Annotated in this window: 14 protein-coding genes and 1 pseudogene; 6 read left to right on the top strand and 9 right to left on the bottom strand. The window is 69.2% G+C overall.

Annotation, left to right across the window (positions count from 1 at the left end):
* Window positions 1–191 precede the first annotated feature (191 nt).
* Both ACZ6RC_RS32850 and ACZ6RC_RS32845 read left to right on the top strand, forming a co-directional pair.
* Window positions 192–2,885 (top strand): helicase associated domain-containing protein, encoded by a 2,694-nt coding sequence (locus tag ACZ6RC_RS32850; protein ID WP_469590388.1) that lies wholly within the window; start codon window positions 192–194, stop codon window positions 2,883–2,885.
* Window positions 2,886–3,819: 934 nt separating this feature from the next.
* Complete coding sequence (locus tag ACZ6RC_RS32845; protein WP_469590385.1) at window positions 3,820–4,521, top strand: AbiV family abortive infection protein; 702 nt, start codon at window positions 3,820–3,822, stop codon at window positions 4,519–4,521.
* Window positions 4,522–5,294: 773 nt separating this feature from the next.
* Here ACZ6RC_RS32845 and ACZ6RC_RS32840 read toward each other — a convergent pair.
* The gene (locus tag ACZ6RC_RS32840; RefSeq protein WP_469590382.1) at window positions 5,295–6,152 is read right to left on the bottom strand and encodes a class I SAM-dependent methyltransferase; all 858 of its coding nucleotides are present in this window, start codon (window positions 6,150–6,152) and stop codon (window positions 5,295–5,297) included.
* Between the two features lie 116 nt (window positions 6,153–6,268).
* On the opposite strand from ACZ6RC_RS32840, the gene ACZ6RC_RS32835 reads away from it, so the two are divergent.
* Together ACZ6RC_RS32835 and ACZ6RC_RS32830 are read left to right on the top strand one after the other, a co-directional pair.
* Window positions 6,269–6,856: a TetR/AcrR family transcriptional regulator gene (locus tag ACZ6RC_RS32835; protein ID WP_469590379.1), complete on the top strand. Its 588-nt coding sequence runs from the start codon at window positions 6,269–6,271 to the stop codon at window positions 6,854–6,856.
* A 520-nt stretch (window positions 6,857–7,376) separates the two neighbouring features.
* Window positions 7,377–7,526, top strand: a complete 150-nt coding sequence (locus ACZ6RC_RS32830) for a hypothetical protein (protein WP_469590375.1) — start codon at window positions 7,377–7,379, stop codon at window positions 7,524–7,526.
* A 1,603-nt stretch (window positions 7,527–9,129) separates the two neighbouring features.
* On the opposite strand, the gene ACZ6RC_RS32825 is transcribed toward ACZ6RC_RS32830, so the two are convergent.
* From ACZ6RC_RS32825 to ACZ6RC_RS32795, 7 genes and pseudogenes are all read right to left on the bottom strand, one after another.
* On the bottom strand, window positions 9,130–9,276 hold the full coding sequence (locus ACZ6RC_RS32825; protein WP_469590373.1) for a hypothetical protein: 147 nt from the start codon (window positions 9,274–9,276) through the stop codon (window positions 9,130–9,132).
* A gap of 308 nt (window positions 9,277–9,584) precedes the next feature.
* Window positions 9,585–9,827, bottom strand: a pseudogene (locus ACZ6RC_RS32820) (hypothetical protein); the annotation flags it as partial.
* Window positions 9,828–10,185: 358 nt separating this feature from the next.
* Entirely contained in the window at window positions 10,186–10,425 is a 240-nt protein-coding gene (locus tag ACZ6RC_RS32815) for a hypothetical protein (protein WP_469590371.1), read from the bottom strand.
* Between the two features lie 1,008 nt (window positions 10,426–11,433).
* A complete protein-coding gene (locus tag ACZ6RC_RS32810; RefSeq protein ID WP_469590368.1) occupies window positions 11,434–11,595 on the bottom strand; it encodes a hypothetical protein in 162 nt (53 codons plus the stop codon).
* Between the two features lie 297 nt (window positions 11,596–11,892).
* Window positions 11,893–13,020, bottom strand: a complete 1,128-nt coding sequence (locus ACZ6RC_RS32805; protein ID WP_469590365.1) for a hypothetical protein — start codon at window positions 13,018–13,020, stop codon at window positions 11,893–11,895.
* A 484-nt stretch (window positions 13,021–13,504) separates the two neighbouring features.
* A complete protein-coding gene (locus ACZ6RC_RS32800; RefSeq protein WP_469590363.1) occupies window positions 13,505–13,777 on the bottom strand; it encodes a hypothetical protein in 273 nt (90 codons plus the stop codon).
* A gap of 540 nt (window positions 13,778–14,317) precedes the next feature.
* The gene (locus ACZ6RC_RS32795; RefSeq protein WP_469590360.1) at window positions 14,318–14,764 is read right to left on the bottom strand and encodes a RapZ C-terminal domain-containing protein; all 447 of its coding nucleotides are present in this window, start codon (window positions 14,762–14,764) and stop codon (window positions 14,318–14,320) included.
* A 383-nt stretch (window positions 14,765–15,147) separates the two neighbouring features.
* Here ACZ6RC_RS32795 and ACZ6RC_RS32790 point away from each other — a divergent pair, with 383 nt between their 5' ends.
* Entirely contained in the window at window positions 15,148–15,330 is a 183-nt protein-coding gene (locus tag ACZ6RC_RS32790; protein WP_469590358.1) for a hypothetical protein, read from the top strand.
* Between the two features lie 166 nt (window positions 15,331–15,496).
* Here ACZ6RC_RS32790 and ACZ6RC_RS32785 read toward each other — a convergent pair whose 3' ends face one another.
* Window positions 15,497–15,718 carry a hypothetical protein gene (locus ACZ6RC_RS32785; RefSeq protein ID WP_469590355.1) on the bottom strand — a complete coding sequence of 74 codons (222 nt, stop codon included), beginning with the start codon at window positions 15,716–15,718 and terminating at the stop codon, window positions 15,497–15,499.
* Between the two features lie 1,315 nt (window positions 15,719–17,033).
* Here ACZ6RC_RS32785 and ACZ6RC_RS32780 point away from each other — a divergent pair.
* Window positions 17,034–17,354: an ankyrin repeat domain-containing protein gene (locus tag ACZ6RC_RS32780; protein ID WP_469590352.1), complete on the top strand. Its 321-nt coding sequence runs from the start codon at window positions 17,034–17,036 to the stop codon at window positions 17,352–17,354.
* Window positions 17,355–17,401: the final 47 nt, after the last annotated feature.

Raw genomic sequence — 17,401 nt, 5'->3', positions numbered from 1 at the left:
TGGTGGCGCGGTGCCGACTCGCTGGTCGCCGTCTACCGCGGCGAAGCCGAAGTCATGGACGCACCTCAATGCCTCACCGCCACCATCTATGCCGGACTCGACGAATGGGGGCTTAGGGGCCTCGGTCCCACGGGTTGAGGCCGGGAATATCACCGCTACCCGAGTCTCCATCCCGGAAAGGGAACCAAAGAGTGCAGGGAATCTCGCTCAGGGAACATCAGGTCGCCCAAAAGGCGGCCTTCCGAAAGTGGGTGGGATTCCCTGCAAGATCATCTGTGCCTCCTGAGGGGGCGCGGGCGATGGGGGTGTCCGCGACCGGGTCGGGGAAGACGATCACCACAGCTGTGTGCGCTCTGGAGTGCTTCCCGGAGGGGCGGATCCTCGTCATGGTGCCCACCCTGGATCTGATCGTGCAGAGTGCGCAGTCCTGGCGGCGGGTCGGGCACCGGGCGCCGATGGTCGCGGTCTGTTCAGTGGACAGGGACGAGGTCCTGGAGGAGCTGGGGGTGCGCACCACGACGAACCCGATCCAGCTCGCGCTGTGGGCCGGGAGCGGGCCGGTGGTCGTGTTCGCTACGTATGCCTCCCTCGTGGACCGCGAAGACCCCGCCGATGTCACTGGTCGCCGGACTGTTCCTGGGCCGTTGGAGTCGGCTCTGGCGGGCGGGGAGCGGCTGTACGGGCAGCGGATGGCTCCGTTCGACCTGGCCATTCTGGATGAGGGGCACATGACCGCGGGGGATGTGGGGCGGCCGTGGGCGGTGATCCACGACAACAGCCGGATCCCCGTGGATTTCCGGCTCTACCTGACCGCGACCCCGCGGATCCTCGCCGCGCCTAAGCCGCAGCGGGGTCGGGACGGGCGGAAGGTGGTGATCGCGTCGATGGAGGATGACTCCCACACGTACGGCACCCGGATTTTCGATCTCGGGCTGGCGGAGGCGGTGGAACGCTCGATCCTCGCCGGTTTCGAGATCGACGTGCTCGAGATCCGCGACCCCGACCCGATCCTCGGCCTGTCGGAAGACGCGCTGCGCGGCCGGCGCCTCGCGCTGCTCCAGGCCGCGCTGCTGGAGCACGCGGCGCAGCAGAATCTGCACACCACCATGGTGTTCCACCAGCGGGTCGAGGAAGCCGCGGCGTTCGCCGAGCAGATGCCGGCGACGGCCGCCGAGCTGTATACGGCCGAGGCCTCCGCGGCGGCGCTGGCCGAGGCGGAGGAGCTGCCCGCGTCGTCGATCGACGCAGAGCTGTACGAGCTGGAGGAGGGCCGTCACGTGCCTGCGGAGCGGGTGTGGGCGGACTGGCTGTGCGGGGACCATCCCATCGCGCACCGGCGTGAGGTGATCCAGCGGTTCGCCAACGGCATCGACGCCGAGGGCCGGCGGGTGCACCGGGCGTTCCTGTCCTCCGTACGCGCTCTCGGGGTCGGGGTCGACATCACCGGGCTGCGCGGGGTGGAAGCGGTGTGCATCGTCGGCTCCCGCAGCTCCCAGGTCGACATCGTCCAGAACATCGGACGCGCCCTGCGGCCCAACCCCGACGGCCGGGCCAAGACCGCGCGGATCATCATCCCCGTCTTCCTCCAGCCCGGGGAGGACCCCAAGGACATGGTCGCCTCCGCCAGCTACCAGCCCCTCGTCGACATCCTCCAAGCCCTGCGCTCGCACTCGGAACGCATGGTCGACCAGCTCGCCTCCCGCGCCCTGACCCGCGGTACCGACCGGCGGCGTATCCACGTCCAGCCCGCCCCTGCGGCCGGCCCGGAGAACGGGGACATGCCAGAGGAGAGCAGCGAGGCGCAGCAGGAGGTCGACCGGGTCGCCTCGGTCGTGGTCAACTTCGCCTCCCCCCGTGACGCCGCCGACATCGCCGCCCTGACCCGCTGCCGCGTCATCCGCCCCCAGTCCCTCGTCTGGCTCGAGGGCTACCAGGCCCTGATCCGCTGGCGCACCGAGAATGAGATCACCGGCCTTCACGCCGTCCCCTACGACACCGAGACCGAGGTCGGCACGACGAAGGCGTTTCCGCTGGGGCGATGGGTCCACCAACAGCGAAAAGCGCTGCGGGCCGGAGAACTCGACCCCCACCGCAAAACCCTCCTCGACGACGCCGGAATGGTGTGGGAACCCGGCGACGAAGCATGGGAGAACAAACTCGCCGCGCTGCGGTCCTACCGGCGGGCCACCGGGCACCTCGCCCCGAGGCAGGACGCCGTCTGGGGAGACGCTGAAGGCGAGCTGGTCCCGGTCGGGCAGCACGTGGCCAACCTCCGCCGCAAAGGCGGGCTCGGGAGGGACCCGGAGCGGGCGGCGGAGCGCGCCAAGCAGCTGGCCGCGATCGACCCGGACTGGAACTGCCCCTGGCCGCTCGACTGGCAGCGGCAATACCGCGTCCTCGCCGACCTGGTCGACGCTGACGGCACGCTGCCCGAAATCGCCCCAGGCGTGCTCATGGACGGCGATGACATCGGACGATGGCTGATGCGGCAGAAGCAGCCGGCCACCTGGGCGCAGCTCTCCGAGGAGCAGCAGCAACGGCTGTCCGGGTTGGGCATCAAGCCCGCTGAGGCGCCATCACCCGTCCCGGCAGTCACGCGTGCGAAGGGCCCGGGCAAGGCACAGCAGGCCTTCCAGCGCGGCCTGACCGCCCTCGCACAGTGGGTGGACCGGGAAGGCGACCGGCCGGTACCGCGCGCCCACGGCGAAGAGGTCACGGTCGAGGGCGAGGCGGAGCCGGTGGTGGTGAAGCTGGGCGTCTGGCTCTCGAATACGAAATCGAGAAGGGACCGGCTGGACGCCGACCAGCTCGCCGCCCTCGCGAAGCTGGGCACGGACTGGGCGAAGCCGGTGACGATCCCCCAGGCCGCCCCGGACAACCTCTGACCGCTCCCAGCGCCGTGACCGGGCCCCGGTCTTCTTGGAGGCCCGGGGTCCGGCGCTGTAGCCATGGTTTTGCGGGGAACAGATCTACTGCGCAGCGAAGGGTGCTGGACCAAGCCCTGCAACGCCGACTTCGGTATGGCCACTTGTTGCCATGAATTCGCTCTCACACCCATCGGGCAGACGGAGTACACCTGGGTCCGCGTCGAAGAGGTCAACGCGGCTTCCGGGGTCTGCCAGGGTGATGCTGCCGGCCCAGGTGCTGTCCCGGTCCGACTCCCGGTTGTCGTTCCGGCGCGGGTCATAGCGAAGAACGAGGGACGCGGTGACCGAGACTTCGCGACCGTCAGGCATGACAACGACGGCAGGGCCTGCATAGCGCTGGCGGCCATCGCTCGGGTGGAAGGGCCCACGAGGATCCATGCCGGGAGGCTAACGCGCAGGACGTGGACCTCCTAGCCACCGGGGTTCAGAGATCAGGCAGCCGGGTTCGGCCGTCAGCCGCTCCCTGGTCGAGGACGGCGACGCGGTGGCGTAACCGTGCGCTGCCCGGGATACGCGGCCCCGGCCGTACGGTGAACGCGAAGCACCGTGGAGACAGTGGCGGGGTACGGCCGGCCGTACGGTGAACGCGAAGCACCGTGGAGACAGTGGCGGGGTACGGCCGGCCGTACGACGGGCGCGCAGCGCCGTGGAGACGGCGAACACGTCCACCTGCGCGGGCACAAAACAGGGGTGGCGGCCGCGAGCGGCAGCACGGGCGGGCGCGGGCGGGCCGGCCGCAGCGATACCCCGGACCCGCGGCAGCGACGGCACGGGCCCGGAGGTGGGCTACAAGGAGACGGCGAACACGCGGCGGCGCCAGCGGCGCGGGTACGAAGGGGCGGGACCGAGACCAGCAAATCGGAACCGCAGCGTCACCAGGCACACTGATGCAATGGTCGAGATGAGCCCCATGCAGGCACGCGAGTTCTGGAAGGCGCTGGTGGACAACGCCTCCGCGTTGGTTACCGACGCTCACACCCTGCTATCCGCCGGTTCGTACGGGCGGGCTCGCTCCCTCACGGTCCTGGCACAGGAAGAACTCGGGAAGGCTCTCTGGATCTACGACATCTTCCATGTGGCTTGGAGTCATGGGAATGAGGCACCGCGCAAGGTTGACGCGCTCGCCACGCACGGGCGCAGCCACACGAAGAAGTACCTGGAGGCTGTTCTCTTCGGTGACGAGCTCGCGGAGTTCTGGGGGGACTACAGCCGCATGCGGGCGGCGGGCTCGGACCTCACGTCGTGGGAGGAGGCCTACAAGCAACGGCAGGCGGAAGCCGAGGCTGCAGCGCGCGAGGCCAACCTCGCCAAGCAGCGGGGCTTCTACGTGGACCGCGATGGCGACGGGACGATCCTCTCCCCGCCGACCATCGAGGCCGGAGCGACTGCAGAGGACCTTCAAACTGCGGCCCAGGTGATCGAGATGCTCCTTATCAAGGACCACAGCCGCATGAAATTCGATGCTGTCACGCCGTACGACAGCACTCATCAGCAGCAGTTCCGACTGCTGCCCGTCTCCCACCCAGAGGACTGGCGCGCAGCCTCCGGAACCGGTCCAGAGGCTGAGCAGGACGACCTTCCGCCCGGCTCATAATCTCGCATGCATGGTTGCGCATCCAGACGGCGCGGGGGCGGGGCTGCTGGCCCCGCCCCCGTACCGCTGGTCGTTCGGTCGTGGCGCTGTCGACCTGGACCGACGACTCGCCCGTCTCCCCGAGAAGCGACTTGTACTTCGCGAGGCCGCCGTCCAGGGAGCGCATGGTGACGGTGACGGCGCCAGCATCGCTCGAGCGGATCCCGGCCCGTGCCCCCGGGCCCGGAACAGCCGGCCAACGCGTCCACGCAAGCACACGCTTACGCGCACAACCCCCAGGGGTGGTCCAGCCGCCCGAGACCGGGCCTGTCCGCCCCTCTCCCCCGCCAACACCCCCCGACCCGCCCAAAAGGGCACCCTAGGACGGGGCCGGGGCGGGCAGGCCTGGCGTGGTCAGCGCAGGCAGGGAGGCAGGGGTGCGGCACCCGGCCGGCGGCGCGGCTGGCGGGATGAGGTCCGGCAGGTTTCGAGACGTCGGTGTGCTCGGCGGCGGCCAGTTCCTCCCCGGCTTGAGCAGAGGTGAGAGCTCCCAGCCGCCTGGCCGGCCCGGCCGTGGTGGCCGGGGGCGAAGCGCTGTCGGCGCAGCGTCTCAGCGGGTTTCACCTCGGCGCGCAGACGTCGGGCACGCTCCGTGGGCGCTTTGATGCCGCTGCACGGTGAAGCGCGCGGGTTCGCGAGTTCCAGAACGCGATGCAGCATGAACCCGCGCGCTCGACGCCGGTGAGGGCTGCCGGGCGTGCGGGTTCATCTGGTTGTGTGGCATGTGGTACGGCTCAGCTGTGTGCCGCTCCGCTGCGGGCGGCGGTGATGAGCCAGGAGCTGCTGCGCAGCCATACCCCGCCGTCCGCTTCATGGTGCTGCAGGGCGGCCGTCAGCGCCTGGCGCGCCGCGCTCTGCTGGGGCGGGGTCATCTGGTCGAGGAGGTGACGTCCGGGGCCGGAGTCCAGGAGGAATGCTGCGGCGTCCGCTGCGTCGGCGCCCCAGTTCCCCGCCGCCTCGGTGCGCTGCACGTTCACTTCGCTGAAGCCGCCCGTGGTTACCAGGTTGCGGATGCGGCCGGGATCGGTGAGCGAGAACATGCCGGGGCCGTCGGCCTTCCCGAAGCCGCCGAGCGGCAAAAGGTCCTTGAGGGAGGCCAGCGCGGCGAGCCACTCGTTGGCCTCGGCCTCGGCCGCGCAGATGAAGGCCAGCCGGCCGCCGGGGCGCAGCGCGCGGTGGAGGTTGGCGAACGCGGCGACCGGGTCGGTGAAGAAGGTCATGCCGTACCGGCTGATGACCGCGTCGAACGCCTCGGCGTCCAGCGGGTGGACCTGCGCGTCGCCTTGCACGAAGGCCACGTTCGAGACGCGTTCGCGTGCGGCGCTTTCCTGGGCCCTTTCCAGCATCGGCGCCGACAGGTCCAGGCCGAGTGCCCGGCCGCGTGCGGCACGCCGGGCGGCGAGGCGGGTGGTGCGGCCGGCTCCGCAGCCGACGTCCAGAACCGTGTCGGTTGCGGAGATGGCTGCGGCGTCCAGCAGCGGCTGGTTGAAGCCGTCGTTGACGGCGTCCCAGCGCTCCTGGCTGCGCGCCCATTGCGCGCCCTCGTATCCGTTCCACGCCTTGGCCTGCGCGGTGTTGGCGAACTGCCCCATGGGTGGACTCCCTCCCGCCGGGGCGCCACGTGGCGCGCCGACCCTAGAATGGGCAAGTGCCCAAATAGTATGGGCGAACGCCCATACTTACAATCGGCCGAGGCGAAGGGACTGTTGTGTCACCTCGTGGAGTAGCGATTCCGGACTTGCGGGAGCGGCTGTTCGCGGCCGCGGAACGGGTGGTGGCCCGCGACGGCGCCGCAGCCCTGACCAGCCGCGCGGTCACCGCGGAGGCCGACTGCGCCAAGGGCGTCCTGCACACCCACTTCTCCAGCCTGGACGAGTTCGTCGCCGAACTGGTCCTGGACCGCTTCGCGCGCAGCGCCCGCCAGGCCGAAGCCCTGCGGGCCAAAGTGGGCCAGTCCACGGTCGCGGAAAACCTCCAGGAGGTCGTCGGGGCCCTGCTGGACTCCCTGCCACCCGCGGTGGTGGGCCTGGCGATGACCCGCCCCGCAGCCGCCTCCCACACCCGAGAGGGCTTCCAGTCCGGCGCGCCCGCGTTCGACGCGATCCAGCACGCCGTCACCACCTACCTCCAGGCGGAGCAACAGGACGGCCGGCTCCCCGCCGGCAGCGACACCGGCGCCATCGCGCTCGCGATCGTCGGAACGACCCACCACCTGCTGATGACCCGCAGCCCCGCCCCGACCACCGAGACCGCGGCGACCGTGAAGCGCCTGCTCGCTGTCCTTCTCGGCCGCTGAGTGCCGGTCGCCGCCTCGACCACACCCGACCGTACGGATGTGGGGATGCGGTCGTAGCGCACTGCCATGAAGAAGACCCGCCGCGACAAACTCACGGCGGAGCAGGCGCGACGCACTCGCCGAACTCGGCCGAGTGGGCGCAAGCGTCATCGGGATGAAGCCTCGGGCCTGATCTGCGAGCAGGTGAAGCATGATCTAGATCACATATCGCTCGTGGCGTGCAACTAGCACTCGTTGGGGGGATTCAAACCGCCTGCGATACCCGCTGGTCAGCGATCCTCCACATGCATAACCCATTGCGTGCGCAATGGGTTAGGGGTTTGACCTGCGGATTTACCGGCTCCAGGTAGGCGTGGAAGTGTCGCCACGTCTACCTGATGTGTGGTCAAATCTGTCTCGGCGGAAGCTCTTCGGCTTCCTGAACGCTCGTCCTGGGGGCCCCTCCTCAGCCGCAGGGCCGGAAGACCTTGCGGTGGATGGGGGGCCCGTCCGGGGCCCTCATGAGCGAAGGGAGCCGTACGTGGGCAGCTTTTTCCGCCGGAGGTCGTACCCATGGTGGGCCTGGACCTTCATCATCGTCCCGACGATGGTGGGGGTGACCACGAAGGCCGTCTACTGGGGATGGCGCCTGTGGGACTACGCACAGGCGGCCACCGGCCCCTGGATGTGACCAGAGGCCAGCGACCGGCCATGTAGTGGAGCTTCGGACCGATTCGCTTGGCGGCAGACGGTTCCGACGCTTCGGCCCTCCGCCCTTCGGGCGGGGGGCTCTCCCATGTGCCGACCCGGAGGTCCGCACATCACTCACGGTCCAAAGATGACACGGCCTAGGCCACGAGCGCCAGGCCGGTCGGCCGCCCGGCCGGGTGACACAGAAACAGCGCCAGCCCGAGAGGTCCGCCAATCGCTTAGCGGAAGTCGACAGTGGCGGACATAGCCCCGCGTCGTTCCCCGTGCAGCGGTGCCGCGCAGACCGGCGGCCCAGGCGAGAGTGACCCGCAGGCCGCCCGACCCCGCCCGGTACCGCTCGACCACCCGCACCCCGCCCGGAACCGCGAGCGGGGGTGTGGCGGGGGGGGAGCCGACGGACAGACACACCGTCCTCGGCGGTAGTAAGCGCGCCCAGGGCGTCAGCCGCGGCATCGGCCATCCCGGGGGTGAACGTCGGTGCCGGCAACGGGAGCGGGGCATCGGCGTGACGACGGCGGCAGTTCTGCACGGCCTTCCGGCCCACCCTGGTCATCCGCGTGACCTCCGCCAGGAATACCGTGTCCCCCTCGGCCGGGTCGATCGGGTCAAGCGCGGCAAGCGGGAGCGTCGGCCTGGGGCGAGGGCGCGCAGGGCACGCCAGTGCACCGAGGGGCGGCCCCTGTGCAGCTGAGCGATGGCCTCGGCGGAGTACAGCGGGACCGTGGTCCGGCCGCCCTGGCGCTTGTAGTCGATCTCCACCGAGCCGGTGGGGATGATCCAACCGAGGCGGACGACTCGGTCGAAGTCGGTGCGGCGGACGCCGAGGCGGCGGGCGGCCTGGTCGGGGCCGAGGGGGACGTGGCGGTCCAACGGGCGGGCAGGTTCTGGCGCCGCGCGCGGGCGGCAACCTGGTCCGATTGCACGCCAGGGAAAGTCGGGTCTCCGCCGAGGCACGTGAGCAGACCGGCGCGGACCAGGTGCCCGACCGCCGAGGCGGTCACGCGTGGCCGGTCGAACGGCAGCGGCCCCCCAAACGCTTCGGTCAGGCGCTCCGCCCCACACGACCCCCGACGGCCCGGGCAGCACCAGTTGAACCAGACGCGCTGAAGAGAGGCTGTTCATAGGGTGGAGAGACTCGGGCGATGAGCGCCTCCCGTCGCCTTCTGGGCACCGGACCCGCCGATCCGCCTCCGACCGGTGCCTCGGCGCCCCGATCCCGCCTCGCCGCCGAGCCACCCCCCGATGTCGTCGAGCACCACACCACGGCCACGAGCACGCCCTCGACCGCGGCCACCGCCGTCTCTGGACCGGCCCTGCGGACGAGCCTGTCGGGCGCACGAATCCGACTCCGCTAAGGTGGGTGGCAAGCCTTGACGCCTAAGGGTGGCAGCAAAACCTTGGCGCTCAATGAGAGCGGCAAGCCCTTGACGCTCCCGGCCCCAGAGCCGAGAGTCGGACGAGGCCCGGAACCGGTTGCCCCCGGTCCCAGGCCCTCGCCTTTCAGGGTGTGACTACCGAGCCCGGCCGACTACCTCGCGGCCGGGCTCAGTCATGAGCCAAGCCAGCTTCGTCCGGGGCCACGGTCACATCCAGCTCTGCCAGATGGTCGTCACGACCCACTCGATGAACTCCACGATCGCGGCCGCCGGCACGAGCCAGTCGACCACCACCTGCCTCATGGACAGACCGCTTCGTCGACCAGCCGGTGGCTGCTCACTGTCGTGCGCCATCGCGCCCCTCCTCTTCCGGCCCCACATACCCCTGGAACCCAGGGCCCGCCCCAAGGTGGGACGAAGACTTGGAGGACCGGCCTCGGAGGAAGTCGCCACCAGCATACGGCCCTTGCGCACCCCCATCAGGGGATGGGACCACAACTTCTGGGTGGCTGATGCAATCCAACCACTAGATCTGGTGGCACAACGAGTTTTTGCCCCTTCGCGCGTGTCGCGCCCCGCACGGCGAGCACGGGTGCTGTAGGCCGCAGCCGTAACACCAGGTGCAGCCCCTCCGGACGCCGCCGAGATCGGCCAAGCCGGCCTCTGCAGGTCTTCACCATCCGGTCGATGTGGTGCATGAGACCGGTCTCGCACGGCGCAGTGCCGACGACCTCGCGGAAGTACCTGCTGGTGGCGATGTTGGGTGCGTTTACGTACCAGAAGTCGGGGGACTCGACGCCGCGTTGCTCGGAGGTTCCCGAGCCGCGGCACCAGGTCATGACGACGTCACGGCGCTCCCAGACCTTGGGGAGGATCGACCAGTCGACGCCCGCCGAGCGGGCCATTAAAACCGCCCACCCCTTCACCCGAACGTGTGCTTGGCGCAACCTTTTCAAAACAACAACCGCGGCGCCAGCCGAGACACCTCACCACCACCGCAGCAGTGCCACCATCACCCCACTGACGCGGCTCCTGAGGTAGTCGTATGGCGACCTGCGACCCTCCACAAGAGACCGACCTCGGCGTCGCCGATTCCGAGCCAGCAAGGGGGAAGGCGGTGGGTGCCCTCGCCAGCCCCTTGGAAAGCCGGCAAGGCCGTGGAGATGTCCATCGCGGTGATGACCAGTTGGACGGCCGTGGCAAAGCGCTCGAAGGCGGATCGCGCTCTCTCGTGCCAGTCGAGGTCCGCCCGAGTAGGAGCGGTCACCGGCGGCGCGCCACGGCCATCAGCACCCCGAGGACCACAGCCGCGATGGCGGCGAGCGCAGCGGCGGTCTCACGTACGGCCGGATGCTCATGCAGCACGTAGCCGACGAAGCCAGCGCCGAGCACGGCCGTCGCGATGCGGTGCACGAGCACGGAGCGGTCCGGCTCCCGGCCAAGGGCCGGGTCCTCCAGCGCAGGTGTCCGGGTCGGCTGCTGGGTGGTGGTCGGGTCGGACATGATCGAATGTCTCCTCGGGGCCGGGTCGAAGGGTGGACGCTGTCGAGCGGCACTTTGGTACGGCAGGGGGCTAACCGCGCAACCCCGCTTTGCCCTGCGCCTCTTAGCGATCGGCAGCGGGATATCCGAGGTCAGGTATTCGGCTATTGACAACGCGCGTCATACGCAGGTGAGCCTCTGCGGGCTGTTGTCATCTGGACTTGCCCTGGAATGACAACAGCCCGGCCCGCGTTCCTTCCAGCCGAGGATCGACTCCATTGAGTCGGTCACCAGCGGCGCGCCAGGCCATCAGCACCCCGAGGACACCGCCCCCACGGAGGCGAGAGCGGCGAAAGATACGTCGCCCGCCGAACTTCGGCGAGCAGGACCTCCTGACCCCCTCGAATCCGGACACTAGATGACATGGCAGAGCGAGCGCCCAGGCTCCGCCCAGAAATCGTCAGCAGTGACAAACGCGCAGGCCAGCCAACCCGGACGAACACCCACTGAACCCGGATGACCAACCAGCGGCGGCCTCTGACCAACTCCCGCTAAGTCCCGCAACCTGCCGATGCACGCCCAGGCGTCAAGTTGGCCGGAACGCGCGGGTTCCTGCGGGCGATGTGGTGGAGGCACCTGACATCGCGGGGCCGGGCAGTACGGAACGGCCACCGGCAGATGCCGGCGCGGCAGGGTGTCAGTGCAGGTGTCGTCCGAGCACGGCCAGCAGCTGTGGTGAGCGCGGCCAGGGCGTCGGCCGCGTCGTCGGCCATCCAGCCGGACAGCAGGTCTTCGGCGGTGTCATCGTCGGTCAGCTCCAGGACCGGGTCGTCGAGCCGGAACCGGTGCTTGCCCTTCGCGTCGGACCCGAGGGTGAGGGTGGCCGATGGGGCACCCTGAAACGGGCGAACGCCACCCGGCAGATCTGCCCCGAGTGCGGCCAGGATGCCGGATACCGCATCCCGCCCTCGCTCGGCATGTGCACCCCCTGCGCCCACCCCGAGCAGCACAACTCTGCCTGACCTGTCGCTACAGGAGGTCCAGCACCGCCCCGACGAACTGGGCGACTCGGGACTTCACACGGTGCCAACGGCTGCAGTGCCGCTTCGGACGCCACCACCGAGGCTGCTCGATCAGCCTCTGACACCAGCGGCACGGCAGCGGGTCCAGCTCGATCTCTATTGCCCCCATGGCCGCGACTCTAGCGGCCCTCCTGACCAGGGAGAACCCGTCAACAATCTGCCCGAGCCCGCACCGGTGGTGCTGCTCCCCGACGGCACTCACGCCTACGCCGACCACCTGCCCGCCCGGTGTCGTGCGCGTCGACTGCGAAGGGCCCCGGCTGGGCGTCGGTGCGGACGGTGGAGCGGGCCCTGGACGTGGCGCAGCAGCCGGGTGTCCGGCTGTGCTCGCTGTGCGGCGCCGCCGCCGAGCTTGATCCAGTCCTTAAGGGCTTCGACCACGGGTTCAGGTGCTGGTGCGTGAGGGTCAGCCAGCGGTCCGTGACGCAATGAGCCGGTTGGTGAGCTCCACCGTTCCGAGGTACCACCAGAAGATCCAGTCCAGGAACGCTTCGTCGTAATCGCCGCGCTGGTCTGCCTTGCGATGGCGCAGGTCGTAGCGGTTGGCGATCTCGAACAATGCCCCTTCGTCCTTACCGAGCTTGTCCTTGAGCAGCGCGCGGCGTTCCTCGAGGATGCCCGCGAGGGTGACGATCGCCGACCGCTTGCTCTCCGCCGTCGTGTCCCGTCCGCGGAACAGGGCGATCGCGTGGCGGACCCGGGTGGTGATGTCCGGGGCGCTGTCGTTGAGTGCCTGGTGCATCAGTGTGCTGCGGGCGTCATCGGTGACGGCGACCAGGCGCCCGAGGTCCTCGCCTTCGGCAGCCAGCTCGTACTCGATGCCGGCCTCGCGCAGCAGCTCGTTGATCTTGCCTCGGTACAGGACGCGGGCGGGCCCATGGTGGAACTCCGAGTGGTGCCACCCGCAGCTGTTCCAGCTGTGGAAGCGGCGTGTGCGGGGCCGGCTGACAAGGTCGTGGAAGACCTCGATCAGACCGAAGAAGGTGTCCTCGTCCCACGTCTCAGGGGCCAGCGGCCACAGGTCGGGGATAACGAGTTGCCGCTCGATCACTTGCGAGGCGTCCGGCAGATCGTTGGGGTCGTCGACGCACTCCTCGCCGAAGACCTCCACCAGGTAGCCGTTGTCGGCGAAATCGCTGATGATCCGGGCGAAGTCACGTCGGGTGTTGCGCGAGGTGCTGCCGTCGTGCGAGAGGCCGCGGCCTTGCCGTTGCGGCCAGTACGGCCGCGGCTCGGCTGCATGCCGCAGTTCGGCTGCGCGGCTGACCAACTCCGTCAGCCACTCCCGCTTGGTCATCCCACCCCACTTCTTTCCGCCGGGGGTAGTGCTGGCCCAAGGGTCATCCGAGGGCGCGGGACCATTGGACAGGTCCTCGAAGTCGGCCACCGCTGTGGTGCCGGCCAAGGCCTCCGTCAGCAGCCATATCGCCTGCTCCTCCCACAAGGGGCTCGACGACCGAAGGACACGCTCACCTTCGGACACGAACAGCAAGGTAGGCCAGCGGAGTTCGTAATTGCTCAGATCCAGACTCACCGCGTCATCATCACCCACCCGGGCACGAGCCAGCTGGCCAACAAAACATGAGATTTCGGCCGGGAAACAGTCCTTGAACGCCCTTCGCGGTGGACAGCATCCTTCATGGCGCAGCGCCGTCCCAGTTCGCGCCGATCTCAGGGGCTGTCCATGGCCAAGCACACCGCGAAGAAGGGCAGCAACAGACCAGTGCGGCTGGCCGCCGACCGGCTACGGAAGGCCTGGCCCGGCTCCGCTGGCATACGGGTGCGGCTCGCCGCGGCAGCGGACACGAAAGCTGTCGACGCGCTGCTGGAGCCGGCTGGCACCCCGGCTCATCGCGGCTCTGCGGTCCTCCATCGAACAGGGCACGGCGGGCGCCACCCTCCTGGACGGCGCCACCAAGACGCTCTTCGATCGTCTCGCGGCGACGGATCGACCCGTCGGCCGCGGCCCCTTGACCTGCGGGTGGTCAGGGGGGCGGCGGCCACGACGTGCAAGGCGGTCAAGGGGGCGCTCGCCCTCGATCCGGCCGGGCGGGCCGCTGTCGGGCGGTGCTGTCACGCCGGGCCCCAAATAGAGGTGCCGGGGTACCGGCGCAGGTCGGCACGCGCGACAGGCAGGACGCGTGGCAGGCGACGCGGCAGGCCCAGGTCCCACAGGCGCCCAGAGGCTTGGCCAGGCGCGGGTGGCGGTCGATCAGGTAGCCGATGGCGCCGAGGAACAGGACGCCGGTGAGGACCAGGAGCAGGATGACGAGCAGGGCGAGCGTGGACATGGTGGGTCTCCTTCAGTCAGGGGCGCTCCGGGTGAGCGCGGGGGCCACAGTCCGGCCCGGCGGGCGGCTGATCCAGTTCTCGCGAAATCCGTTCAGCGCCCCCACGGGTGCGGGAGCGGGAGGGATTCGCCGGCGCTTGACGGACGGCATCGAGGCCGGCTGCCGGGCCGGTGAGAGCACCTTGCGGCGCGGCGTGCCTAGGCCCGCAACCCCGGCTCACGATGGACACGGCGAAGGCCGTATTCAATACCTGACCTGCGGTTTCCCGGGCGGTCGGAGTATTGAATACGGCCTGAGGCACTGCTACGTGCACGGCCATACGGCCTCGTACGCCTTAGTTATGGGGCGCTGACGAGCTTTTGTCAGGCGTGACGCCCGTCACAACGGGCGGCACGGGACAAGCACAGAAGCCGACCTGAGAAACCGTCGGCCGGTTCGGAGGCGCTGCCGGCCCGCAGGCCACGGCGACGACGACGGCCTGGTGCTCGCGCACGCCATCGCCCGGGCTGCCGCCCCTTCGTGCGGTCAGCCGCGAAGGGGTCAGACGGAGGAGGCGGAGGAGGACAGGACGGGGTGGTCGATGTGGTGGTGCTCGATCTCCACGCCGTACCGGCCGCCCCACGCCTCCCAGACCCGGCGCCCGACCGCCTCGGCCACCGCAACACTCCGGTGCCGGCCACCCTGGCACGCCGTGGTGAGCCGGACCAGACGGCCCACCGGGGTCTCGTCGGCCAGGGCGCGGAGCTGGATCGCGGTCCGGCCGATCAGGGTCAGGGCGCCGGGGGTGTTCAGGACGTGGGCGTAGACCCTGGGGTCCAGGCCGGTGAGGTAGCGCATCTCGGGGTCATCGGCCGGGTTGCGCAGGGCCTGGCGGAGGTCGAGGTACAACCCGTCGGTAACCAGGGCGTGGGCGCCGTCGTGACGGAAACCGATCGAGCGGATGACAGCGGCGACGGGGCCGGCCCCGTCCAGGAGTGTGGTCTGCATGCCTCCACCATCCCCACGGCGCGGACGCCCCGGAAGGAGTTGCCCATTGCGGTGGGTGAACTGCCAACGGGCAACGAGACAAGGCCCGGGCCCGTCCTCGGCCGACCGCCCGTGATGGGCCTGCGCACATACGCGTAACGCGCAGGCGGTACGTCAGCAGCGGCAGCAGAAGCGTCGGAGGCGGGCTATAAGTCCCGCGTAACAAATGCCGTCCGGCGCCCCATAACTAAGGCAGCTAACCCGACAGGGGCCCCGGCCTGTCCGAAGGCCTTCGAGCCGTTCCCAGCGGACTTGCGGGGCTTACGCCCCCCGACCTCCCTGCGTCGCACTCCCCTCGCCCGTCGGGGACGGACGGACTTTTTCTCGACGTACGGAGGACCACCATGCCCATCGACCCGCTGTTCCTGCTGCCGCTCCTCGTCATCTGCTTCGGCATTCTGTGCGCGGCCGCTGTATGCATCGTCGCGCTGTTCCGCGCCCACCGCACCGACACCGTCGCCGTGGTCAAAGCGCTGCCGGAACTGACCGCCACCATCCTGCGACTGCGCCGACGCCCCCGACGATGACCGCCAACCAAGAGCTCACCGACCCGACCTGCCAGAAGGTCCGCCGAAGGTTCAGACACTACGTGACGATGAGGGTCGCGGGGTCGTTGGACGGGTGCGACCCCCTGAGCCGGGCCCCGGGATGTCATGGCTGATCCCCGGGGCCCGTGGTGTGTCCGGCCTGGCGTCAGATCTCTCCGGCCGCCGTGGTGGCGAGCCAGTCGGCGGCTTCGGCGTCGGTCATCAGCACGGCCTGAGCCGGGTGGGCGGGGGCGACTACCGGGACGAGCCGCTGCCATATACCGGCGCTGACCTGGACAAAGGCGACGGTGGCGAACTGCTCGCGGACGCCGGGGATAGGCGTACCGCTCACCGCGCCGGAGCGGTTCCGCTGGGTCGTGGTGGCCACCGAACCCCGGCTGGTGGCGCTTCCCGAGACGCATCCGCTCGCCGGACGCGAGAGCCTCGACTTAGCCGAAGGCCCGGACCCCGGGTGCACATCGGCCCGGTCCAAGCGCACCAGCTCACTCACCCGCACCCCCGACAGATACGGCGTGCGCAGCATGGCGTAGTCCCGTGCCGCGGCCCGGTAGTCGGAAGCGACCGCTACCTGAGAACGGGCGAAGGCGAAGAACGCATCCAGCCGCTCAGCACTCGGCGGCGGTCCTGTCGCAGCGTCGTCACCGGCATGCCGCACACGGTTGAACCCTGTCCAGCCCGCCATCACCCACCGGAGCCCCGAACAGGGCCCGGACCTGAGCCCCGTACCGGCGGGCGATGAAACCATGGAAGTCACGGAACATCTGCAGGTACTGCCGACGCGTCCCCGCCGCCAGACCGGCCACTTGCCAGAGCGTGGAGCATCTCATCCACGTCCTCGGCCTCCACCACCCACACCGGACAGTCGAAACACCCCCAGCACACGGGACAGGAGAGACGTGTACCCGCGCACCGTCGTCGCAGCGAACCCGCGCACCACCCACGACCTGGCGAACGCCTCAGCACAACCGGCCTGAAACACCCACGGATCCGCCCCAAGGTCCGGATCGGCCAGACCACCGCCGACCAGGCGCAGACCGCCCCGCTCCCCCACTCTCACCCGCAACACCCCATGCGACCGTCCGCTATGGCAGCACCTGAATAACGCTGCCCATACCGACGAACCCAACGACCCACCGAAGAAAACGACACCCCCACCAGCAGACAACCCACTCACCCACACGCCTCCCCATTAAGCCACTGGATCTTGCAAGGAGCCCAGCATCACCCGACACTGGCCGCGAACAACCGCCCCAATCACGCCCACTACCTCTGGCTCTCCAGCGATCACAGCTCACTCAACGCCACGGCCGGCGCCGCCGGGACCAGCGCGACTGGCACGCAGCCGCCCAGCGGAACCTCTGCACCGCATGACCGGACAGCTTTACCGCCGCCTCCAACACGGCCGCCGCTCAGCGATCAAATCGGCCGACGGACCGGTGATTCGCCGGTTGCTGGCTATCCCGCCCCGGCCGGCCGCGGCGGCCTCCCGGTGGCGGGCTCGGGACTGGTCACGAGAAGCATCTCCATCACCCGACCATGATCCACGAGCAACGGCTCGACACTCTAAACCAACATGCATGAGCTCGTTAGGGATCAGCAACGGGCATTTGAAGCCAGGAAGCCAATGAGAGAGGATATCCTCGTTGCTGCGGGAACCGGACCCAGTCTACTGAGGAGACAAAATGGAGATGTCAGAGGCGCGACTTGCCCTGGAACAGGACGATCTTGAGAAACTTCGCCGCCTCCTCGATTCCGGCTCGGATATCCATGAGGAATACATGGGATTCACTCTTCTTCATGCAGCTGTTGACGGCGAGATCGACGGACACATTCAGACAGGCCAGCCTCTCCATGTCGACGCAACGGCACTGCTCCTAGCAAAGGGGGCAGATCCTTTGCGCCCTTCACATGACGGAAATGGACTTTCAGCACAGCATTTGGCATTTACGACCGGCCATTGGCTGGCCTGCGATTTGTTCGATGCTTGGCTTGCCAAGCGGTGACCTTTGCGTAAATCAGGGTGAGCGTCTCCATACCCATGGAGACGCTC

The organism is Streptomyces sp. NPDC048353, assembly GCF_055587165.1.
Note: the sequence above shows the minus strand (reverse complement) of the source record. Positions and strands in the feature narration are given on the sequence as shown.